We start from the raw sequence: 22309 nt of genomic DNA, 5'->3' as shown, positions 1-22309 counted from the left end.
ATGGGCAGCATGCATCCCGTACAGGTGATCGCGGTGACCGGCGGCAAAGGTGGCGTCGGGAAAACTAATGTGTCAGTGAACTTGTCCCTGGCTTTGGCCGAGCTTGGCCGGCGCGTCATGCTGTTGGACGCCGACCTGGGACTGGCGAACGTCGACGTTCTGCTGGGCCTGACACCCAAACGTACCCTGGCCGACGTGATCGAAGGCCGCTGCGAACTGCGCGATGTACTGCTGCAGGGACCCGGCGGCATCCGTATCGTTCCGGCCGCATCCGGCACTCAGAGCATGGTGCATCTGAGCCCCGCCCAACACGCCGGTCTGATCCAGGCCTTCAGTGATATCGGCGACAACCTCGACGTATTGGTGATCGACACCGCTGCGGGCATTGGTGAATCGGTAGTCAGTTTCGTTCGCGCAGCCCAGGAAGTGCTGCTGGTGGTGTGCGACGAGCCGACCTCGATTACCGATGCCTATGCCTTGATCAAGTTGCTGAACCGCGACTACGGCATGAACCGCTTCCGCGTCCTGGCCAACATGGCCCAGAGCCCGCAGGAAGGACGCAACCTGTTCGCCAAGTTGACCAAGGTCACGGATCGCTTCCTCGACGTCGCCCTACAATACGTCGGCGCGGTGCCCTACGACGAAAGCGTGCGCAAGGCCGTGCAGAAGCAGCGCGCCGTCTACGAGGCCTTCCCGCGTTCCAAGTGCTCGCTGGCGTTCAAGGCCATCGCGCAGAAGGTCGATACCTGGCCGCTGCCTGCCAACCCGCGCGGGCACCTGGAGTTTTTCGTCGAGCGGCTCGTGCAGCAGACAGCAGGACCTGTTCTATGACAGCCAGCGGCTACAACCTCTACAAGAAGTCGGCACGTGATGCGCAGTACGAGCTGATCGAGCGTTACGCGCCGCTGGTTAAACGCATTGCCTACCACTTGCTGGCGCGTTTGCCGGCCAGTGTCCAGGTCGAAGACCTGATCCAGGCCGGGATGATCGGCCTGCTTGAAGTGTCGACCAAATATGACGCCAGCAAAGGCGCCAGTTTCGAGACGTACGCGGGCATTCGAATCCGCGGCGCCATGCTCGATGAAGTGCGCAAGGGGGATTGGGCGCCACGTTCGGTTCACCGCAATACGCGCATGGTCAGCGATGCCATTCGCTCGATTGAAGCTAAAACCGGCCGTGACGCTAAAGATCACGAAGTTGCGGCCGAACTCCAATTGAGTCTCGATGATTACTACGGGATTTTGAACGACACCCTGGGCAGCCGGCTGTTCAGTTTCGACGACCTGTTGCAGGACGGCGAACACGAAGGGCTGCACGAGGATGGCGCGAGTGCTCATCTCGAGCCGTCACGCGATCTGGAAGATGAACGCTTCCAGGCTGCGCTGGCGGATGCGATTGCCAATTTGCCGGAGCGTGAGCGACTGGTGTTGGCGCTGTACTACGACGAAGAGTTGAACCTCAAGGAAATCGGTGAGGTCCTGGGGGTCAGCGAATCGCGGGTCAGCCAGTTACACAGCCAGTGCGCGGCCCGTTTGCGGGGGCGTTTGGGGGAGTGGCGAGCGCGCTGAAGGCAGTGTGGGGACACTGCGAACGAGGCTGGTGTGGTGTTGAACTGCGCCGGTCGCGATCTGTTGTGCTCCAGACAGTCATTGAGTGCTTTGCCGGATTGATTGAAATGGCGCGTTCAGGTGCTGGGCGCGTTTAAGACTGCTTGGAGGTCGAATTGGACAAGAACATGAAAATCCTCATCGTTGATGACTTCTCAACGATGCGGCGGATCATCAAGAACCTGCTGCGTGACCTTGGGTTCACCAACACCGTCGAGGCCGACGATGGCACTACCGCCATCCCGGTGCTCAACAGCGGAAGCATCGACTTTCTGGTAACGGACTGGAACATGCCTGGCATGACCGGTATCGATCTGCTGCGCCACGTGCGTGCCGATGAAAAGCTCAAGCACCTGCCGGTGCTGATGGTGACCGCTGAAGCCAAGCGCGAGCAGATCATCGAAGCGGCCCAGGCCGGCGTTAACGGCTATGTGGTCAAGCCCTTCACGGCCCAGGCGTTGAAAGAAAAAATCGAGAAGATTTTCGAACGCATCGGTTGATGAGTGCGCCACGGGGGAGCTATGGGCAATAACGAAACTTCATTGGGCGATTTTGAATCGACCCTGAAAAAACACGCCGTCGAATTGGTCGCGAGCCTTGAAAAAGGCAAGTTCGGCGACGCGGTGCAATTGATCCATGAGCTCAACCAGACCCGTGACCGCGGCCTGTATCAGGAAGTGGGCAAGCTCACTCGCGAACTGCATAGCGCGATCGTCAATTTCCAGATTGACCCGCACATGCCGCAAGCCGAAGAAGTGTCGCAGATCACCGACGCCACCGAGCGCCTGGGGTATGTGGTCAAGCTGACCGAGGCTGCGGCCAACCGCACCATGGATCTGGTGGAAAGTGCCACGCCGCTGGTCAATGGCCTGGCGGATGAAGCCAAGGTGTTGAGCGCGGACTGGGGGCGCTTCATGCGTCGCGAAGTCGGCGCCGAAGAGTTTCGTGAACTGGCCCGGCGGGTAGACGGGTTCCTGACGCGCAGCGGCACGGACAATCGCGCGGTGTCGGGCAACCTCAACGACATCCTGCTCGCCCAGGATTACCAGGACCTCACGGGCCAGGTGATCAAGCGTGTGACCCAGTTGGTCACCGAAGTTGAAAGCAACCTGCTCAAGCTCGTGCTGATGGCCAGTCAGGTGGACCGCTTTGCGGGCATCGAACATGACCGTGAAGCGATGCTTGCTGAAAAAGATCCACAAAAACATCTCTCTCAGGGTGAAGGTCCGCAGATTCATGCCGATAAGAGAGAAGACGTTGTGTCCGGTCAGGATGATGTGGACGATTTGTTATCCAGCCTGGGATTTTAGAGTTTTAGAATTTTAGGTTTTTTGGGTTTTTAGACCTGTAGGAGCACCCCCCTTAATGAGCTTCGGCGCCGATGAAGAGATCCTTCAGGATTTCCTGGTTGAGGCCGGCGAGATTCTAGAGCAACTGTCCGAGCAACTGGTCGAGCTGGAAAGCCGTCCGGATGATGCGGATCTGCTCAATGCAATTTTTCGCGGTTTTCACACTGTAAAAGGGGGCGCCGGCTTCCTCCAGCTCAACGAGCTGGTGGAGTGCTGCCACATCGCCGAGAACGTGTTCGACATCCTGCGCAAGGGTGAACGTCGCGTCGACTCGGAACTGATGGACGTGGTTCTCGAAGCGCTGGACGCGGTGAACAGCATGTTCAGCGAAGTCCGCGAACGCAGCCCGATCACGGCCGCGACACCGGAACTGCTCGCGGCGCTGGCCCGTCTGGCCGAGCCGCAATCGGCTGACGAGGTGGCTGCCGCACCTGTCGCCGCCTTGGTCGAAGCGCCTGTGGCTGAAGCCGAATCGGGCGATATCACCGACAATGAATTCGAACAACTGCTGGACTCGCTGAACGCCGTCAAGGCCCAGGCCGAGGCCCCGGCGGCTGCTCCAGCGCCTGCCAGCAATGCCGCTGGCAGCGATGAAATCACCGATGCAGAGTTCGAGTCGTTGCTCGATCAACTGCACGGTAAAGGCCAGTTCGCCGTCGATGCAGTGGTCCCGGCACCGGCTGCGCCAGAAGCCCCGAAAGCGGCGGGCGACAGTTCCGATATTACTGACGACGAATTCGAAGCACTGCTCGACCAACTGCACGGCAAGGGTAACTTTGCTGTCGAGGCGCTGGAGTCGGCCATTGCTTCGGTGCCTGCAGCCGCAGCACCAAGCGCGGTGGCGGCGGGCAGCGATCTGATTTCCGATCACGAGTTCGAAGCGCTGCTCGACGAATTGCACGGCAAAGGCAAGTTCACAGAAGTGGGCGCAACGGCTGGAACGGCAACCGGCGCCAACGCCTCGGTTGCGGCACCGGCAGTCAAGGCTGTGGCGCCGAAACCCGTGGCCAAGGCTCCTGAGCCAAAAGCCGAAACACCGGCCCCTGTGGTCGCTGCTGCACCGGCTGCTGCCCGCGCCCCGGCCGCGCCTCCTGCGGAAAAACCGGCGAGCGAAGCCGAGACCACCGTGCGCGTCGATACCGCGCGTCTCGACGAGATCATGAACATGGTCGGCGAGTTGGTGCTGGTGCGTAACCGCCTGGTCCGCCTGGGCCTCAACAGCGGCGACGAAGCCATGTCCAAGGCTGTGTCGAACCTCGACGTGGTCACCGCCGACCTGCAGACCGCGGTCATGAAGACCCGGATGCAACCGATCAAGAAAGTCTTCGGGCGCTTCCCGCGCCTGGTTCGCGACCTGGCTCGCCAGCTCAAGAAAGAGATCAACCTGGAACTGGTTGGCGAAGAAACCGACCTCGACAAGAACCTCGTCGAGGCCCTGGCCGACCCGCTGGTCCACTTGGTGCGCAACGCGGTCGACCACGGCATCGAATCACCGGAAGAACGCGAAGCCTCGGGCAAGGCCCGGGGCGGCAAGGTCATCCTGGCGGCCGAGCAGGAGGGCGATCACATCCTGCTGTCGATCTCCGATGACGGCAAAGGCATGGACCCGAACGTCCTGCGTTCCATCGCGGTAAAACGCGGTGTGATGGACAAGGATGCCGCCGATCGCCTGAGCGACACCGAATGCTACAACCTGATTTTCGCCCCGGGTTTCTCGACCAAGACCGAGATCTCCGACGTATCGGGTCGCGGCGTGGGCATGGACGTGGTGAAAACCAAGATCTCCCAGCTCAACGGCTCGATCAACATCTACTCGGCCAAGGGCCAGGGTTCGAAGATCGTCATCAAGGTGCCGCTGACCCTGGCGATCATGCCGACACTGATGGTCATGCTCGGCAACCAGGCGTTCGCGTTCCCGCTGGTGAACGTCAACGAGATCTTCCACCTCGACCTGTCGACCACCAACGTCGTGGACGGCCAGGAAGTGGTGATCGTGCGGGACAAGGCGTTGCCATTGTTCTATCTCAAACGCTGGCTGGTCAGCTCCGCCGCTCACGAAGAGCAGCGCGAGGGCCATGTGGTGATCCTTTCGGTGGGCACGCAGCGGATCGGCTTTGTCGTCGATCAACTGGTGGGCCAGGAAGAAGTGGTCATCAAGCCATTGGGCAAAATGCTCCAGGGAACTCCGGGCATGTCCGGCGCCACCATCACCGGTGACGGCCGCATCGCGCTGATTCTCGATGTTCCGAGCATGCTCAAGCGTTACGCCACACGGCGTATTTGATTCTGGTGGAGCGGGGCGCCTGGCCTCGCTCCATCTAATGGAGTGTTTATGGCAGTCAAAGTCCTGGTGGTGGACGATTCGGGGTTTTTCCGCCGCCGCGTCTCGGAAATTCTTTCAGCGGATTCCAATATCCAGGTCGTCGGCACGGCGACCAACGGCAAAGAGGCGATCGATCAGGCACTGGCCCTCAAGCCCGACGTGATCACCATGGACTACGAGATGCCGATGATGGACGGCATCACCGCCGTGCGGCACATCATGCAACGCTGCCCGACCCCGGTCCTGATGTTCTCCTCGCTGACCCACGAAGGCGCCCGGGTCACCCTCGATGCGCTGGATGCCGGCGCGGTGGACTTCCTGCCGAAGAATTTCGAAGACATCTCGCGCAACCCCGAGAAGGTCAAGCAACTGCTGTGCGAAAAGATCCTGAGCATCTCGCGCAGCAATCGGCGCGTCAGCACTTACAGCGCTCCGGCCCCTGTGGCCGCACCTGCTCCAACACCTGCGCCTTCGAGCATCGGCAGTTACGGCAGCAGCGCGCCCGTGCGTCCGGCTCCGGCACCGATCCCTGCACGTACGCATGGGGCCACCGCGTCGTCGCCCGCGCCGAAACGCAAAGTCTACAAGCTGGTGGCCATCGGTACGTCCACCGGCGGCCCGGTCGCCCTGCAGCGAGTGTTGACCCAGTTGCCGGCCAACTTCCCGGCCCCGATCGTGCTGGTCCAACACATGCCGGCCGCCTTCACCAAGGCTTTCGCCGAGCGCCTGGACAAGCTCTGCCGCATCAGCGTCAAGGAAGCCGAGGATGGCGACATCCTGCGTCCGGGCCTGGCGCTGCTGGCGCCGGGTGGCAAGCAGATGATGATCGACGGCCGCGGCGCGGTGAAAATCCTCCCGGGTGACGAGCGTCTCAACTACAAGCCGTGCGTGGACATCACCTTTGGTTCGGCAGCCAAGACCTACGGTGACAAAGTTCTGGCGGTGGTCCTGACCGGCATGGGCGCCGACGGTCGCGAAGGCGCGCGCATGCTCAAGCAAGGCGGCAGTTCGATCTGGGCGCAGGACGAAGCCAGTTGCGTGATCTACGGCATGCCGATGGCCATCGTCAAAGCTGAACTCGCCGACGCGGTGTACAGCCTGGACGACATTGGCAAGCACCTGGTCGAGGCCTGTATCTGATGGATGTTCTAAGCCTGATTGGCATCATCATGGCCTTTGTCGCGATCATCGGCGGCAACTACCTTGAAGGCGGTCATCTCGGCGCCCTGGCCAACGGCCCGGCAGCGCTGATCGTGCTCGGCGGCACCATTGGCGCCGCGTTGCTGCAATCACCGATGAGTGCCTTCAAGCGCGCCATGCAGATCCTCGCCTGGATCCTGTTTCCGCCCCGTGTCGACCTGGCCGGTGGCATCGACCGCGTGGTGAGCTGGAGCCTGACCGCCCGCAAGGAAGGCCTGCTGGGCCTTGAAGGCATCGCCGACGCCGAGCCCGACAACTACGCGCGTAAAGGCCTGCAACTGCTGGTTGACGGCGCCGAGCCGGAAGCGATCCGCAGCATTCTCGAAGTGGATTTCTACACCCAGGAAAGCCGCGATGTCGAAGCCGCGAAGGTCTTCGAAAGCATGGGCGGTTACGCGCCGACCATCGGCATCATCGGTGCGGTGATGGGCCTGATTCACGTCATGGGCAACCTGGGCGATCCGTCGCAACTGGGTAGCGGTATCGCCGTGGCCTTCGTCGCCACCATCTACGGCGTGGCCAGTGCCAACCTGGTGCTGTTGCCGATCGCCGCCAAACTCAAATCCATCGCGTTGCGCCAGTCGCGTTATCGCGAAATGTTGCTGGAAGGGCTCCTGTCGATCGCCGAAGGTGAAAACCCACGCTCCATTGAGTTGAAGCTCCAGGGCTTCATGGATTAAGGGAGTACAGGGCCTGCTCACAGTAAATGATGGAGCGCGCAGCGCCCTGCGAGCCGCAAGACTAGGCACGAGGAGAGAGGTTTGGTTGTTTCAAATGAACGACGAGTAACGACGTATTGCGGCGCGCAGGGCGCTGCCCTTCGGGTTGGCGCTGTGATTGCGCCAGGCTGCGTTGCGCGACTTGAGAAGGGAGAAGCCATTCTCGGCGTCACGCGCCTTACCTGGCACAATCACAGCGCCAACGCGCTGCATCATTTACTGTGAGCAGGCCCTGATCATGGCTCGTCGTCGACAACATGATGAACATGTAAACCATGAACGTTGGCTGGTTTCCTACGCCGACTTCATCACCTTGCTGTTCGCCTTTTTCGTAGTGATGTACTCCATCTCTTCGATCAACGAAGGCAAGTACAAGGTCATTTCCGAAGCGCTGATCGGGGTCTTCACTGATTCCGATCGTTCGCTCAAGCCGATCCCCATCGGTGACGAGCGGCCGAAGACCGTGACCCCGGCCAAGCCGCTGGTCAAGGACAGTGACCAGGTCGATGCCGGTGTTGCCGGTGCCAGCGATCCACTGAAAAGCATCGCCGACGACATCAGTGCGGCGTTCGGTGACCTGATCAGCTCCAACCAGATGACCGTGCGCGGCAATGAGTTGTGGGTCGAGATCGAGCTCAATTCCAGCCTGTTGTTTGGCAGCGGCGACGCCATGCCCAGCGACATCGCGTTCAACATCATCGACAAGGTCGCGGCGATCCTGAAGCCGTTCGACAACCCGATCCATGTCGAAGGTTTCACCGACGATCAACCGATCCGCACTGCGCAGTACCCGACCAACTGGGAGCTGTCCTCGGCCCGCTCGGCCAGCATCGTGCGCATGCTGGCGATGCAGGGGGTGAACCCCGGTCGCCTGGCTTCGGTGGGCTACGGCGAGTTTCAGCCGGTGGCCAACAACGCCACCGCTGAAGGCCGCGCCCGCAACCGTCGCGTGGTGCTGGTGGTGTCGCGCAACCTCGATGTTCGCCGCAGCCTGACCGGCACCGGAACCGCCCATGCGCAACCGGATGCCGCATTGAAGCGTGCTGGCACACAAACTGCACCGACACCGGTCAAGTCGCCGGTACGAGAGAGCGCCGTCAATTCTCCGTCACCCGCATTAACACGTTGAGCTATTTCTCGGTCGATCCATTCGGCCGGGAGGAACAATCCGAATGAGAGTCTGGGCAGTCGCCAATCAAAAGGGTGGTGTCGGTAAAACCACTTCCTCCATCGCTTTAGCCGGTTTACTGGCGGAGGCGGGCAAGCGGGTGGTCGTAGTCGATCTCGACCCCCACGGCTCGATGACCAGTTACTTCGGCTACGATCCCGACGCCCTGGAGCACAGCAGCTACGACCTGTTCCTGCACAAGGGCAGCGTGCCGCAAGGCCTGCCGGGTCAACTGCTGCTGTCGACCAGTGACGAACGCATCTCCCTGTTGCCCTCCAGTACCGCACTGGCCACCCTTGAGCGCCAGTCGCCGGGGCAGAGTGGCTTGGGCCTGGTGATTGCCAAGAGCCTGGCGCAACTGTGGCAAGACTTCGATTACGCCGTGATCGACAGCCCGCCCTTGCTCGGCGTGCTGATGGTCAATGCCTTGGCGGCGAGCCAGCAACTGGTGATCCCGGTGCAGACCGAACATCTGGCGGTCAAGGGCCTGGAGCGTATGGTCAACACCCTGGCGATGATCAACCGCTCGCGCAAACAGGCATTGCCCTTCACCATCGTGCCGACCCTGTTTGACCGCCGCACCCAGGCGTCCCTCGGAACGTTGCGCGTGCTGCGCGACAAATTCCCCGAGGAAATCTGGCAAGGCTACATCCCGGTGGACACGCGCCTGCGCGATGCCAGCCGCGCCGGTCTGACGCCTTCGCAATTCGATGGCAAGAGCCGAGGCGTTCTCGCTTACCGCGCGTTGCTCAAGCATCTGCTGGCGGCGCAACTTGTTGCGCAGGTGGCGTGACATGAGCCCAATGCCCGTAGCGCCCGCGCAGGTGTGCCAATGAATCGGCCAGTGAAGACGACATCGCGCCCGCAACTGGCGTTGCAGTCGTATCTGGACAGCCTGCTGCAAGACGCAACCGAGGACTTCGCGCCTGAGATCGAGGCGCTTGTTGAGGTTGTCGAAGCGGTGAAAGTCATCGAAGAGCAAGCGGTGTTGGACGAGTTCCAGGCCGCGGTGCTCGAAGAGCAGGCCCGGGACGCACAGAAAACCGCAGTGGCCGCCGCGCCGGTGGTCGCGCCTTTGGCAAAGACTCCCGTAGCCGTGGTCGAAGCCCCGGAACCCGTACTGGTGCCGGTTTCGACCCTCGCGCCGCTGTTGCAAACCCTGGTGGCTCCAGTCATTGAAGAGCCGGTAGCGCTGGTGGCTCCGGTGATCGAGGAGCCTCAGGCGCTGGTGCCTCCCGTCGTCGAAGTGCACCTGCCGCTGAGCAATACGCCGCCACCGGTGGAAACCGATGGTCGTCCATCCTGGGCTGCCGAACCCTTCGAGTGCCTGCTGTTCGATGTCGCCGGCTTGACCCTGGCGGTGCCGCTGGTGTGCCTGGGGTCGATTTACTCCCTGGCCGGTCACGAGTTGACACCGTTGTTCGGCCAACCGGAGTGGTTCCTGGGCATCCTGCCGAGCCAGGCCGGCAACCTCAAGGTGCTCGATACCGCGCGCTGGGTCATGCCCGACCGTTACCGCGACGATTTCAAGCAGGGCCTGCAATACGTGATTTCGGTGCAAGGCTACGAGTGGGGGCTGGCGGTGCATCAGGTCAGCCGTTCGTTGCGCCTGAACCCGAATGAAATCAAATGGAGAAGTCATCGAGGTCAGCGGCCATGGCTCGCCGGCACGGTGATTGAACACATGTGCGCCTTGCTCGATGTCGCCTCATTGGCCGAGTTGATCGCAAGTGGCGGCGCCAAGCACATGTCTGGCAGCAAGCCGGGCCACAAACCGACATCAGTCAAATAAACAAAACAGGCGACGTCACTCTGATGATGTTGCACAGAACACACACCGCCAGGGCGGTTTCTTGAGGGGTCAGGGTATGAATGACAAGGCAACGGCGGCAAAAGGTTCCGAAGATCCGATCCTGCAATGGGTCACCTTCAAGCTGGACAACGAGACCTACGGCATCAACGTGATGCGCGTCCAGGAAGTCCTGCGCTACACCGAAATCGCCCCGGTCCCGGGCGCCCCGAGCTACGTGCTGGGCATCATCAACCTGCGCGGTAACGTCGTCACCGTGATCGACACCCGCCAGCGCTTCGGCCTGATGAATGCCGAGATCAGCGACAACACCCGTATCGTCATCATCGAAGCCGACAAGCAGGTTGTCGGGATCATGGTCGACAGCGTGGCCGAAGTGGTTTACCTGCGTCAGTCGGAAATCGAAACCGCGCCGAACGTGGGTAACGAAGAGTCCGCCAAGTTCATTCAAGGCGTGTGCAACAAGAACAACGAATTGCTCATCCTGGTCGAGCTCGACAAGATGATGAGCGAAGAAGAATGGTCGGAACTGGAGAGTATCTGATTGATTCTCGAGGTTGCGGTCATTGTCCTGTTCCTGTTTTGGGCCGGCACGCTGGCAATGTTCCTGGCGTACATTCGCGGTCAAAAGCAGATCGCCGCGCAACAGGCCAAGGGTGATGCGCAGCGTGATCAGCGCATCAAGGACCTGGCCAAGCGCGTCGACGACTACCAGAACGGCAATGTGCGCATGGGCGAAGACCTGTATGAACTGCGGGCGATCGTTGCGCCATTGCCGGACAAACTCGTTCAGCTGGAACAGCGCGATCCCACCAGCCTGTCGTTCGCCCAGGCGGCGCGACTGGTCGGGATGGGTGCCAGCGTCAACGAACTGACCCAGTCCTGCGGCTTGACCCAGGCGGAGGCGGAGTTGATGAGCAAGTTGCATAGAAACTAAAACGCAGATCAAAGATCGTCCGAACGCTGTTCGAGCTTTCGGGCGATTTTTATAGCGATTTGTCCTCTTCGGCCATTCGCGAGTCGAACGAATGACATTTGGTGGCTTGTAGACACCCAACTGTTTCCAGCTATCAATAGTTTCCCGTCGGGCAACAATGCATAGGTTTTCGCGGCATCCTCAATGCCAAACACTGAGATCGTTCTCCATCCAATGCCATTGGCGAAGCGAAGATCCAGACGCCCATTTGCCAGGTAGCGGCCTACGAGGAACTCACTTTTGTGTCCACTACCGCTCCGTCCATGAGCATTACCGATAGTCGTCGTGGTGTCATCGATTGATGACGCTCCCCCCAACCAGTAGCAGTCTTTCGGTCTGGGTTGTGTAATAACTGGTTTGCCTTCATTGAACGCGGTGTCGGGTCTACCGTCTGTTGTAAAACCCATCACCATACAGTCGTTGGTTCCCAAGCCGTCTTCAGCATAAGTGTAAGCAATGCCTATAGCGACTAGTCGCCCATCCGGTTTTATGGAGACTTGATTGCAGTGGATTAAGTGTTTTGGGTAGCTGATAGTTGTAAATCCGCCAGCGCCAAATGAGGTATCAAGTTGCCCGTCAATGTCAAGTCGGGCCAGAAGTCCATGTTCGAATTCCTTCTGGACTCCGCCAAAGACGAGGATCTTTCCATCCGCTTGGAGTGCATGTCCAGATAGGGTTACGGGATAACCGTCAAACTTGAGTTTTACGGACCCGCTATTGTTGAAGCTTGTATCGAGCACGCCATTCGCCAGGAACCGCATGACAATCCCGTATCCGTCTTGACCTTTAACTGCAGCGTGCACAGTCAACAATATCGTTCCATCGGATTGGACTGTCGCACTGTCCGCTATGCTGAAAGCCGTGGGTGCATGTTCGTTGTGCTGGGTTCTTGAAAGTGGTTCGGTTAATGGAAGATCAATGATGATCTGCCCGTTTTTACCAAACTCCGTGTCAGGTGTTCCATCGTCATTAAAGCGTGCCAAAACATGCTGGTACCCCTGTTCACCGTAATTGAAGCCCGACAACAGGATTTTTTCATCCGGCAGAACTGAAACCCCACCGCCCAGTGCCCTGACTCCAGGCAAGAAGTTACCTCTGATATATCCACTTGAACCACTTCCGCCAAACTGTGTATCGACATTGCCGTCTTCATTTAACCGCATCAGGCCAAACTGTTGATCATCGTTGCCATAGGTCGTTGCGCTTACGATGATTTTTCCGTTTGCATTCATCGCCATACCAGCGACATGGGAGGTAGTGGTACCAGGAAACATGTGTATTATTTTCCCGTTTTGTCCAAATGACGGATCAAGAAAGGGTGTGTTATCAGCAGGTGTTTGAACATTGATTTTCATGACGATGACCAGTCCTGGAGGGATGGGCTCACGGGTACAGGGCGTGTAGCCCGTGAAGTAGCACTGGCGCTACAAGCATCATTCAATATTCAAACAGGCATGCTCGCTACTGTCAGATCTGACAGTAGCGATGGACGGGCAACGACTGAACGTATCAGTAGTCGTCGCCGCGCTCAGTAATGTCCTTCTCGACCATCAGCGCATTCGGATCCTGCCCCGCCTGAAACTTCCCCTTCAAACTCCACGCAAACGCAATGATCTCGGCAATCGTCAGATAGAGCTCCTGCGGAATGCTGTCCCCCAGCTCCATCCTCGCCAGCAGCCTCACCAACTCGGCGTTTTCGTAGATCGGCACTTCGCAGTCGCGGGCAATGCGCAGGATTTCTTCCGCCAGCGCTTCGTCGCCCTTGGCCGTGAGGGTGGGGGCGTGGGTGCCGTCGTATTTGAGGGCGATGGCCTGGCGTGGGGCGTTGGGGTTTTTCATGCGGTTTCGTCGACCCAGCGTTGTTCGAGGCGGGTTTGCGGGCCTTGGGGTGGTGTGCCGAGGTGGCAGTCCAGATCGCCGACGTTCAGGCCGGCGGACAGCAAGCGGTCACGCAGCCCGCTCAGGTTACTTTCGATCAGGTTCGCGGTGTAAGGCCGCTCGGCCCAGAGCTGGCTGGAGAGGCTGCCCTTGATCAGTTGCGCCTGGATTTGCAGCGGCCCCAAAGGTTCCATGGCAAAGGCCAGCTCCACACGCCACAGCTGTTGCTTGGGTTCGCGTTCTTCGCGACGTTCCTTCGGCTGTTCTTTTTCGGGGGAGTCTTCACGCTGGAATTTGACCTGCAAGGGCACGATGTCCTGCATGTTGCGCATCGGGATTTCCAGCTGCCAAGTGCTCATCAGCCGTCCGTCGGCGGTGACGCCGGTTTGTTCCAGGCTCGACAGTTGATGGCTTTGCAGGCGTGAAACCGCGGCGGCGGCCAGGCGAAGCAGGTGTTCGAGGTCGTTTTCACCATCGGCGCCTTGCAACTGGCGTTCGGGCAGCGGGAAACCGGTCGGCGACGGCTTGGCACTGACCTGGCCGAGCATGCCCAGGGCATTGCGGACAAAGTTCGGCATGGCCTGGGCCAGGGTATTGGCGGCGATGATCGCGCCGAGGCTGGTGTTGGCCGGCAAGCCCTGACTCAACTGCGCAACCAGTTTGAGCAGGTCGCCCTTCATGTCCGGCGCGAGTGTCGGGTTTTGCCCGGTCAGCAGTTTGCTTTCGAGAAACACACCGCTGCTGGCAAGGGCCTGGGCCAGGCCCTTGTGGGTGCTCAACTGTTGAACATCCGGCAGGCCGGCGAGCAACCGGGCAGCGACGTTACGTAATTCAACGGATGTCTGGTCCGAGGGCGCAAGGTTCTGCAGGAGCTTGAGCAAGCCGTCCAGCGACCCCTGGCGGCTTTGCTGGTCGACCAGTTGCCGGGTCACCGCCAGTTGTTCCTGTCGGCTGCTCAGGGGCACGAACTTCACGGTCTGGGCGTCCTGAACCTGTGCGCTCAACAAGGTGCCGATGCGCAAGGGCTGCGGGCTGTCGATGCTCAGGGTGCTGCCGCTCAGTGCGGTGTTGAGCAGGCCCACCATCGAGCGAAACACCATGGGCTGGCCGGGCACCTGGGGCAGCACTTGCGAGGTCAGCACTTTGCCCTGCAGCAGAGTGCCAAAGGGCAGTTGCGCGGTGTCGAGGCGGGTGAGGGTGGCGACATTGGAGGCAATGGCCTGTTGCACCGTCACGGCCAGGTTGCCGGCCGAGGGTTGGCTGACGAGCAGCGTGGTGCCCTGGGCCAGCGGTTGATTGCTGGTGGTCTGGACCGTGGTCTGGCGGCCGCTGTCGAGGGTGACCTTGAGCAGCATCTGGAAAGTCTGGTCCGCCTGCTTGAGCGACAACACTTCGGCTTGGGCGGTTTGACCGACGCTGATCAACCCCTCCACCGGCGTCAGCAATTTTAGCAGCTCGCCGCTGACCACCTGCGGGCGTGACGTCGCCGGGAGGGTTTGCGGTAGCGGGAGGATGTTCATTTCGCCTGTCATTCGCGGTCACAACCTGAGGAAAATGCACTCTTTAGAGTAAGGCATGGCATGTATAATGCCGCGCCGTTGTATCCAAAAATGGCGAAAACTTTGCAATTGTTTGACGCAGCTCTCTAGAACAAGACGTCATTGCATCTATGCTGCATCTCTTTAACGGCCGCGCCAGAGCCGACTTGAACCGTATAAGGCCCGTGAACCCTTGACCAGTCCTGTCCTGCAAACCGTTGCCCTTGCCTGTGAGCGAGACCTTCGGCTGCTCTTCGAAAATCTCGATTTGAGACTGGCCAGTGGCGAAATGATGCAAATCAGTGGCCCCAACGGCAGCGGCAAGACCAGCCTGTTGCGCCTGCTCTCAGGGCTGATGCAGCCGACCGCCGGTCAGGTGCTGCTCAACGGTCAGCCGCTGAACGAACAACGCGGTGAGCTGGCGCGCAACCTGCTGTGGATCGGCCACGCGGCCGGGATCAAGGATTTGCTGACGCCGGAAGAGAACCTGAGCTGGCTGTGCGCCTTGCATCATCCGGCGACCCACGAGGCGATCTGGCAGGCGCTGGCCGCGGTCGGCCTGCGCGGATTCGAGGATGTGCCTTGCCACACCCTGTCTGCCGGTCAGCAGCGCCGCGTTGCCCTGGCGCGCCTGTATCTGGACAGTCCGCCGCTCTGGATCCTCGATGAACCCTTTACCGCCCTCGACAAGCAGGGCGTGGCACAGCTTGAATCTCATCTGGCCGGCCACTGCGAGCGCGGCGGCATGGTGGTGTTGACCACTCATCACACGCTGAGCCGGATGCCGGCCGGTTATCGCGACATCGATCTTGGGAGCTGGGCCGTATGAGTGTTTTCGGCCTGCTGGTCGCCCGCGAGGCTCGTCTGCTGTTCCGCCGTCCGGCAGAACTGGCCAATCCGCTGGTGTTCTTCGCCATCGTCGTGTCCCTGTTCCCGTTGGCGGTCGGACCCGAGTCTCAATTGTTGCAAACCTTGTCTCCGGGACTGGTCTGGGTCGCGGCACTTTTATCGGTTTTGCTCTCGCTGGACGGGCTTTTCCGCAGTGATTTCGAGGATGGATCCCTCGAGCAGTGGGTCCTTTCGCCGCACCCCCTGGCTCTTCTGGTTTTGGCCAAGGTGCTGGCACACTGGGCTTTTTCCGGCCTGGCACTGGTTTTGCTCGCGCCTTTGCTGGCGCTGATGCTCGGTTTGCCTGCCGCCTGTCTGCCAGTGTTGCTGCTTTCGTTGCTGCTCGGTACACCGGTACTGAGCCTGCTCGGTGCGGTGGGCGCGGCACTGACGGTGGGCTTGAAGCGCGGTGGCCTGTTGCTGGCACTGCTGATACTGCCGTTGTACATCCCGGTGTTGATCCTTGGCAGTGGCGCCTTGCAGGCTGCCTTGCAGGGAATGCCGGCGACCGGTTATCTCCTATGGCTTGGCAGCCTGACCGCCTTGGCGATAACCCTGACACCTTTTGCAATAGCCGCTGGCTTGAAGATCAGCGTCGGCGAATAATGAGGTCTGGTTAAAAAATAACCAGTAAAGACCCTGGCTCTTCACAGTAAAGAGCAACCGTGATGGAAACAGTATGAACTGGACGTGGTTTCACAAGCTTGGCTCGCCCAAATGGTTTTACGGCATCAGCGGCAAACTGCTGCCCTGGCTGAGCGTCGCGGCGTTGCTGCTGATCAGCGTTGGCGTGGTCTGGGGCCTGGCCTTTGCGCCGCCGGACTACCAGCAGGGCAACAGCTTCCGCATCATCTATATCCACGTCCCGGCCGCCATGCTGGCCCAGTCCATCTACGTGATGCTGGCGGTGTGCGGCATCGTCGGGCTGGTGTGGAAAATGAAACTGGCCGACGTCGCCCTGCAATGCGCAGCGCCCATCGGTGCCTGGATGACCGCCGTGGCGCTGGTCACCGGAGCGATCTGGGGCAAGCCGACCTGGGGCTCGTGGTGGGTCTGGGATGCACGCCTTACGTCCATGCTTATCCTGCTTTTCCTGTACTTCGGTCTCATTGCGCTGGGCAACGCCATCAGCAATCGTGACAGCGCGGCCAAGGCCTGTGCGGTGCTGGCGATCGTCGGTGTGATCAACATCCCGATCATCAAGTACTCGGTGGAGTGGTGGAACACCCTGCACCAGGGCGCGACCTTCACCCTCACCGAAAAACCGGCGATGCCCGCCGAGATGTGGCTGCCACTGCTGCTGACGGCGTTGGGTTTCTACTGTTTCTTCGGTGCGGTCCTGCTGCTGCGCATGCGTCTTGAAGTGCTCAAGCGCGAAGCCCGGGCCAGTTGGGTCAAAGCCGAAGTGGAAAACAGCCTGGAGGTCGCTCGATGAGTTTTGCTTCATTCGGCGACTTCATTGCTATGGGTCATCATGGCCTGTATGTCTGGTCAGCCTATGGCATCTGCCTGACGGTTTTGGCCCTCAACGTGGCGGCGCCGATCCTGGCCCGCAAGCGGTATCTGCAACAAGAGGCGCGTCGTCTGCGCCGGGAGAACGGCAAGTGAATCCGCTGCGCAAAAAGCGTCTTATCATCATTCTCGCGATCCTGGTCGGGGTCGGCGCTGCCGTCGGCCTGGCCCTGAGCGCCCTGCAGCAGAACATCAACCTGTTTTACACACCGACCCAGATCGCCAACGGTGAAGCCCCACAAGATACGCGCATTCGCGCCGGCGGCATGGTCGAGAAGGGCTCGCTTGAGCGATCCAGTGATTCCCTGGACGTGAAGTTCGTCGTCACCGACTTCAACAAATCCGTGACCATCACTTATCGCGGCATCCTGCCGGACCTGTTCCGCGAAGGGCAGGGCATCGTCGCCCTGGGCAAGCTCAATGCCGATGGCGTGGTCGTGGCCGATGAAGTGCTGGCCAAGCACGATGAGAAGTACATGCCGCCGGAAGTGACCAAGGCGTTGAAAGACAGCGGTCAATCGGCTCCAACGCCCGCGAAGGAGGGTTGATCCATGACGTCCGGCATCTTTATTCCCGAGTTGGGTCATCTGGCGATGATCCTGGCCCTGTGCTTTGCCCTGGCTCAGGCCGTGGTGCCGCTGTTCGGTGCCTGGCGCGGTGACCGCCTGTGGATGAGCCTGGCCCAGCCGGCCGCCTGGGGGCAATTCACCTTTCTGGTGTTTGCCTTCGGTTGCCTGACCTACGCCTTCATGGTCGATGACTTCTCCGTCGCTTATGTGGCCAACAACTCCAACAGCGCGTTGCCGTGGTACTACAAGTTCAGCGCCGTGTGGGGTGCCCACGAAGGTTCCCTGCTGTTGTGGGCCTTGATTCTCGGCGGCTGGACCTTCGCGGTGTCGGTGTTTTCCCGGCAGTTGCCGCAGGTCATGCTGGCCCGCGTGCTGGCGGTGATGGGCATGATCAGCACCGGTTTCCTGCTGTTCCTGATCATGACCTCCAACCCGTTCAAGCGCATCCTGCCGCAAATGCCCAGCGACGGTGCCGACCTCAACCCGCTGCTGCAAGACATCGGCCTGATCGTTCACCCGCCGATGCTGTACATGGGTTACGTCGGTTTCTCGGTGGCCTTCGCCTTCGCGATCGCCGCGCTGATGGGCGGTCGCCTGGATGCCGCGTGGGCGCGCTGGTCGCGTCCTTGGACCATCGTGGCCTGGGCGTTCCTCGGTATCGGCATCACCCTGGGTTCGTGGTGGGCGTACTACGAACTCGGCTGGGGCGGCTGGTGGTTCTGGGACCCGGTGGAAAACGCCTCGTTCATGCCGTGGCTGGTGGGCACCGCACTGATTCACTCGTTGGCGGTCACGGAAAAGCGTGGCGTGTTCAAGAGCTGGACCGTGTTGCTGGCCATCGCTGCGTTTTCGCTGAGCCTGTTGGGTACTTTCCTCGTGCGTTCCGGCGTGCTGACCTCGGTGCATGCCTTTGCCTCCGACCCAGAGCGCGGGGTGTTCATCCTGATTTTCCTGCTGTTCGTGGTCGGTGGTTCGCTGACGCTGTTCGCCCTGCGCGCGCCGGTGGTCAAGAGCCAGGTGGGCTTCAACCTCTGGTCCAGGGAAACCCTGCTGCTGGGCAACAACCTCGTGCTGGTGGTAGCGGCCTCGATGATCCTGCTCGGCACCTTGTATCCGCTGATTCTGGACGCCATGACCGGCGCCAAGCTGTCCGTCGGCCCGCCGTATTTCAACGCGCTGTTCATTCCGTTGATGGCGTTGCTGATGGTGGTGATGGCGGTCGGCGTGATCGTGCGTTGGAAAGACACACCGGTGAAATGGCTGGTGAGCATGCTCACCCCGGTCCTGCTCGGCAGCGCTGCGCTGGCAGTAGTGGCCGGCGTCGCCTACGGCGATTTCAACTGGGCCGTGCTCGCGACCTTCATGCTCGCCGCCTGGGTGTTGCTGGCCGGTGTGCGTGACATCTTCGACAAGACCCGCCACAAGGGCCTGATCAAAGGCCTGCCAACCCTAACCCGCAGCTACTGGGGCATGCAGGTCGCGCACCTGGGCATTGCCGTGTGTGCGCTGGGTGTCGTGTTGTCCAGCCAGAACAGTGCCGAACGTGACCTGCGCCTGGCGCCGGGCGAATCCATGGACCTGGGTGGTTATCAGTTCGTCTTCGAAGGCGCCAAGCATTTCGAAGGCCCGAACTTCACCTCCGACAAGGGCACGGTTCGCGTGATCCGCGATGGCAAGGAAGTCAGTGTGCTGCACCCGGAAAAACGCCTGTACACCGTGCAGAACTCAGTGATGACCGAAGCCGGCATCGATGCCGGTTTCACCCGCGACCTCTATGTCGCCCTCGGTGAACCCTTGGGTAACGGTGCCTGGGCTGTGCGCGTTCACGTCAAACCGTTCGTGCGCTGGATCTGGTTCGGCGGTTTGCTGACCGGCTTAGGCGGGTTGCTGGCGGCGCTGGATCGGCGATATCGGGTCAAGGTCAAAAGCCGCGTGCGCGAAGCACTGGGCATGTCGGGAGCCACTGCATGAAGCGTTGGTTGATGTTGTTGCCACTGGCGATTTTTCTGGTGGTTGCTGTATTCCTTTACCGAGGGTTGTACCTGGATCCGGCCGAGTTGCCTTCGGCCATGATCAACAAACCGTTCCCGGAGTTTTCCCTGCCAACGGTGCAGGGCGACAAGACCCTGACCCGCGCTGACATCCTCGGCAAACCGGCGCTGGTCAACGTCTGGGGCACCTGGTGCATTTCCTGCCGGGTCGAGCACCCGGTGTTGAACAAGCTGGCACAGCAAGGCGTGGTGATCTACGGCATCAACTACAAGGACACCAACGCCGATGCCTTGAAGTGGCTGACGGACTTCCACAACCCGTATGTACTGGACATTCGTGACGACCAAGGCTCGCTGGGCCTGAACCTCGGAGTCTACGGCGCCCCGGAAACCTTCTTCATCGATGCCAAGGGCATCATCCGTGACAAGTTCGTCGGCGTGATCGACGAGCAGGTCTGGCGCGAAAAACTGGCGGCCAAGTACCAGGCGCTGGTCGACGAGGTCAAGCCATGAAGCGCTGGATTGCTGCCGCCGTTATCGGTTTGAGCATGGCCGGCATGGCCCACGCGGCCATCGACACTTACGAGTTCGCCAAGGAAGGTGACCGCGAGCGTTTCCGCGAACTGACCAAGGAGCTGCGTTGCCCCAAGTGCCAGAATCAGGACATCGCCGACTCCAACGCACCGATTGCCGCCGACCTGCGCAAAGAGATTTTCCGCATGCTCGGCGAGGGCAAGGACAACCAGCAGATCATCGATTTCATGGTCGACCGCTACGGTGATTTCGTTCGCTACAAGCCTGCGCTGAACGCCAAGACCGCCTTGCTCTGGTTCGGCCCCGCCGGCCTGCTGCTGGGCGGGGTGGTGATCATCGCGGTGATCGTCCGCCGTCGTCGCGTGCAACGCGCCGGCACCCCGGACTCGCTTTCTGCCGAGGAGCGCTCGCGCCTCGACCACCTGTTGGATAAAACCAAGAATGATTGATTTCTGGCTCGCTGCAGGTCTGCTGCTTCTGGTTGCCCTGAGTTTTCTATTGATCCCGGTGCTGCGCAGCCGTCGCGCCCAGCGTGAAGAGGATCGTACCGCCCTGAACGTCGCGCTGTATCAGGAGCGCGTGGCTGAGTTGCAGACTCAGCAGGAAGAGGGCGTGCTCGATGCGGCGCAAATGGACGCCGGTCGCGCCGAAGCCGCCCGTGAGTTGCTGGCGGACACCGAAGGCGCTGAAGCGCCGCGGGTGTCGCGTCTGGGCAAACCCTTGCCGTTGCTGGCGGCCATTCTGGTGCCGGTGCTGGGCCTGGGGCTGTACATGCATTACGGTGCCAGCGACAAGGTTGAGCTGACTCGCGAGTTCGCGCAGGCACCGCAGTCGATGGAAGAGATGACCAAACGCCTGGAGCGCGTGGTCGCCGCTCAGCCGGATTCCGCTGAAGGCATGTACTTCCTCGGTCGCACCTACATGGCTCAGGATCGCCCGGCGGACGCGGCGAAGATGTTCGAACGTACAGTGAACCTGGCTGGTCGTCAGCCCGAGCTGCTCGGTCAATGGGCCCAGGCCCAGTACTTCGCCGATGGCAAGAAGTGGTCGGACAAGGTCCAGGCCCTGACCGACGAAGCGCTCAAGGCCGATCCGAAAGAAGTCACCAGCCTTGGCTTGCTTGGCATTGCTGCGTTTGAAAGCGAGCGTTATCAGGACGCCATCGATTACTGGAATCGCCTGTTGGCGCAATTGCCGCCGGAAGACCAGTCCCGCGAGGCGCTGCAAGGCGGGATTACCCGGGCCACGGAGAAGCTTGTTGCCAGTGGTGGCAAGGTTGCGCAAGCACCGGCGGCCAAGGCCTCGGCGCTGCTCAAGGTCAGCGTCGATCTGGCGGCGGACCTCAAATCCAAGGTCCAGCCTGGCGACAGCGTGTTCATCTTCGCCCGTGCGATCTCCGGTCCTCCGGCCCCGCTGGCGGTCAAGCGCATGACCGTGGCCGACCTGCCGGTGACCGTCGAACTGGGTGATGCCGACGCAATGATGCCGCAATTGAAACTGTCGAACTTCCCTGAAGTCCAACTGGTTGCGCGCATTTCCCGTGCCGGCAAACCGACCGCCGGCGAATGGATCGGTCGCAGCCAGCCACTGGCCAGCAGCACCACCGCGCCGCAAACACTGACCATCGACAGCCCGGATAAATAACAGGAAACGCCACCATGACCGCCATTGCTCGTATTGCCCTGCTCAGCGCTGTTTTGGGGTTAAGCGCTTGTGCGGTCCAGCAACCAACGGAACATCAGGCACCACCACCGTTCCCGCCGTCGCAGCCGAGCCCCACACCATCGACGTCGCCCGTACCGAGCAAGCCGACCATACCGGCCAAACCTTCCAAGCCGTTGCCACGCACCTCAGCGAGCTTCGCGCCACCACCTGGGGGCAATAGCCATTGGGATCCGAAGCTTGGGGTGTATGTGCTGGATGACCAGCCCAATACCTTTTATCGCCAGCGTACCTATTACCGCTGGGATAACGGCTGGAGCCGGTCGATCAGTCCGAACGGGCCGTGGGAAGATACTGACATCCACGGTGTACCGGGTGGCCTGGGGCGGCAGTTCGGGCAGTAGTGCAAAGAGGCGACCTTCGGGTTGCCTTTTTCTTGGCTGGGAAATGTGATTGCCGGGCCACTGCTGGACCCTGTGGGAGCGAGCCTGCTCGCGAAGGCGGCCTGACAGCCGACCTGTCTTTTGTTGATCGTGTACATATCCGTTTCTGCGGTAACGACGACTTATGGTTCCGCTCTTACAG

The 22309-nt window shown here is 60.7% G+C and carries 25 protein-coding genes; 22 read left to right on the top strand and 3 right to left on the bottom strand.

All coding sequences use genetic code 11. From position 1 onward, the window contains the following. From fleN to VC35_RS03060, 12 genes are all read left to right on the top strand, one after another. Positions 1-831: a flagellar synthesis regulator FleN gene (fleN, locus tag VC35_RS03115; protein ID WP_007975361.1), complete on the top strand. Its 831-nt coding sequence runs from the start codon at positions 1-3 to the stop codon at positions 829-831. Then, positions 828-1568 carry an RNA polymerase sigma factor FliA gene (gene fliA, locus VC35_RS03110; RefSeq protein ID WP_007894214.1) on the top strand — a complete coding sequence of 247 codons (741 nt, stop codon included), beginning with the start codon at positions 828-830 and terminating at the stop codon, positions 1566-1568. Before fleN ends, fliA begins: the two co-directional genes overlap by 4 nt. Positions 1569-1735: 167 nt before the next feature. Continuing rightward, entirely contained in the window at positions 1736-2107 is a 372-nt protein-coding gene (locus tag VC35_RS03105; protein WP_003183998.1) for a chemotaxis response regulator CheY, read from the top strand. Positions 2108-2128: 21 nt separating this feature from the next. Further along, positions 2129-2917 carry a protein phosphatase CheZ gene (locus tag VC35_RS03100; protein ID WP_046037692.1) on the top strand — a complete coding sequence of 263 codons (789 nt, stop codon included), beginning with the start codon at positions 2129-2131 and terminating at the stop codon, positions 2915-2917. Positions 2918-2972: 55 nt separating this feature from the next. Then, complete coding sequence (locus VC35_RS03095) at positions 2973-5240, top strand: chemotaxis protein CheA (RefSeq protein WP_046037691.1); 2268 nt, start codon at positions 2973-2975, stop codon at positions 5238-5240. 48 nt (positions 5241-5288) lie between these two features. Continuing rightward, complete coding sequence (locus tag VC35_RS03090; protein ID WP_046037690.1) at positions 5289-6419, top strand: protein-glutamate methylesterase/protein-glutamine glutaminase; 1131 nt, start codon at positions 5289-5291, stop codon at positions 6417-6419. Next, positions 6419-7159 (top strand): flagellar motor protein, encoded by a 741-nt coding sequence (locus VC35_RS03085; RefSeq protein WP_046037689.1) that lies wholly within the window; start codon positions 6419-6421, stop codon positions 7157-7159. Before VC35_RS03090 ends, VC35_RS03085 begins: the two co-directional genes overlap by 1 nt. A 277-nt stretch (positions 7160-7436) precedes the next feature. After that, positions 7437-8327, top strand: a complete 891-nt coding sequence (gene motD / locus VC35_RS03080) for a flagellar motor protein MotD (protein WP_046037688.1) — start codon at positions 7437-7439, stop codon at positions 8325-8327. 43 nt (positions 8328-8370) lie between these two features. Further along, positions 8371-9159, top strand: coding sequence for a ParA family protein (locus VC35_RS03075; protein ID WP_046037687.1), 789 nt, complete (start codon positions 8371-8373; stop codon positions 9157-9159). 39 nt (positions 9160-9198) lie between these two features. Then, positions 9199-10158 (top strand): CheW domain-containing protein, encoded by a 960-nt coding sequence (locus VC35_RS03070; protein WP_046037686.1) that lies wholly within the window; start codon positions 9199-9201, stop codon positions 10156-10158. Positions 10159-10234: 76 nt separating this feature from the next. Continuing rightward, positions 10235-10720, top strand: coding sequence for a chemotaxis protein CheW (locus tag VC35_RS03065; protein WP_007980742.1), 486 nt, complete (start codon positions 10235-10237; stop codon positions 10718-10720). Continuing rightward, positions 10721-11113, top strand: a complete 393-nt coding sequence (locus tag VC35_RS03060; RefSeq protein WP_046037685.1) for a DUF2802 domain-containing protein — start codon at positions 10721-10723, stop codon at positions 11111-11113. A gap of 8 nt (positions 11114-11121) precedes the next feature. Here VC35_RS03060 and VC35_RS03055 read toward each other — a convergent pair whose 3' ends face one another. The 3 genes from VC35_RS03055 to fliK form a co-directional block, all read right to left on the bottom strand. Next, a complete protein-coding gene (locus VC35_RS03055; protein WP_080925242.1) occupies positions 11122-12507 on the bottom strand; it encodes a delta-60 repeat domain-containing protein in 1386 nt (461 codons plus the stop codon). A gap of 154 nt (positions 12508-12661) precedes the next feature. After that, positions 12662-12991 carry an EscU/YscU/HrcU family type III secretion system export apparatus switch protein gene (locus VC35_RS03050; protein ID WP_046037683.1) on the bottom strand — a complete coding sequence of 110 codons (330 nt, stop codon included), beginning with the start codon at positions 12989-12991 and terminating at the stop codon, positions 12662-12664. Further along, positions 12988-14562, bottom strand: a complete 1575-nt coding sequence (gene fliK, locus VC35_RS03045) for a flagellar hook-length control protein FliK (protein WP_046037682.1) — start codon at positions 14560-14562, stop codon at positions 12988-12990. Before fliK ends, VC35_RS03050 begins: the two co-directional genes overlap by 4 nt. Before the next feature lie 199 nt (positions 14563-14761). Between fliK and ccmA the strand changes: the two genes are divergently transcribed. From ccmA to VC35_RS28555, 10 genes are all read left to right on the top strand, one after another. Continuing rightward, complete coding sequence (gene ccmA / locus VC35_RS03040) at positions 14762-15397, top strand: cytochrome c biogenesis heme-transporting ATPase CcmA (RefSeq protein WP_046037681.1); 636 nt, start codon at positions 14762-14764, stop codon at positions 15395-15397. Next, entirely contained in the window at positions 15394-16062 is a 669-nt protein-coding gene (gene ccmB, locus VC35_RS03035; protein WP_007980754.1) for a heme exporter protein CcmB, read from the top strand. The genes ccmA and ccmB overlap by 4 nt, the downstream gene beginning before the upstream one ends. 73 nt (positions 16063-16135) lie before the next feature. Further along, positions 16136-16891 (top strand): heme ABC transporter permease, encoded by a 756-nt coding sequence (locus VC35_RS03030; protein WP_046037680.1) that lies wholly within the window; start codon positions 16136-16138, stop codon positions 16889-16891. Beyond that, positions 16888-17064, top strand: a complete 177-nt coding sequence (gene ccmD, locus VC35_RS03025) for a heme exporter protein CcmD (protein WP_007983322.1) — start codon at positions 16888-16890, stop codon at positions 17062-17064. Before VC35_RS03030 ends, ccmD begins: the two co-directional genes overlap by 4 nt. Then, positions 17061-17516, top strand: a complete 456-nt coding sequence (ccmE, locus tag VC35_RS03020) for a cytochrome c maturation protein CcmE (RefSeq protein ID WP_046037679.1) — start codon at positions 17061-17063, stop codon at positions 17514-17516. Before ccmD ends, ccmE begins: the two co-directional genes overlap by 4 nt. A gap of 3 nt (positions 17517-17519) precedes the next feature. After that, a complete protein-coding gene (locus VC35_RS03015; RefSeq protein WP_046037678.1) occupies positions 17520-19508 on the top strand; it encodes a heme lyase CcmF/NrfE family subunit in 1989 nt (662 codons plus the stop codon). Then, entirely contained in the window at positions 19505-20041 is a 537-nt protein-coding gene (locus VC35_RS03010) for a DsbE family thiol:disulfide interchange protein (RefSeq protein WP_046037677.1), read from the top strand. The genes VC35_RS03015 and VC35_RS03010 overlap by 4 nt, the downstream gene beginning before the upstream one ends. Continuing rightward, entirely contained in the window at positions 20038-20511 is a 474-nt protein-coding gene (locus VC35_RS03005) for a cytochrome c-type biogenesis protein (RefSeq protein WP_046037676.1), read from the top strand. The genes VC35_RS03010 and VC35_RS03005 overlap by 4 nt, the downstream gene beginning before the upstream one ends. Continuing rightward, positions 20504-21706 carry a c-type cytochrome biogenesis protein CcmI gene (ccmI, locus tag VC35_RS03000; protein ID WP_046037675.1) on the top strand — a complete coding sequence of 401 codons (1203 nt, stop codon included), beginning with the start codon at positions 20504-20506 and terminating at the stop codon, positions 21704-21706. Before VC35_RS03005 ends, ccmI begins: the two co-directional genes overlap by 8 nt. Positions 21707-21720: 14 nt before the next feature. After that, entirely contained in the window at positions 21721-22128 is a 408-nt protein-coding gene (locus VC35_RS28555) for a hypothetical protein (protein WP_080925241.1), read from the top strand. Positions 22129-22309: the final 181 nt, after the last annotated feature.

The sequence above is a fragment of the Pseudomonas fluorescens genome, from assembly GCF_000967965.1.
Lineage (GTDB): Bacteria > Pseudomonadota > Gammaproteobacteria > Pseudomonadales > Pseudomonadaceae > Aquipseudomonas > Aquipseudomonas grandcourensis.
The sequence above is the reverse complement of the archived record's forward strand: the minus strand, read 5'-3'. Positions and strand labels throughout refer to the sequence as shown.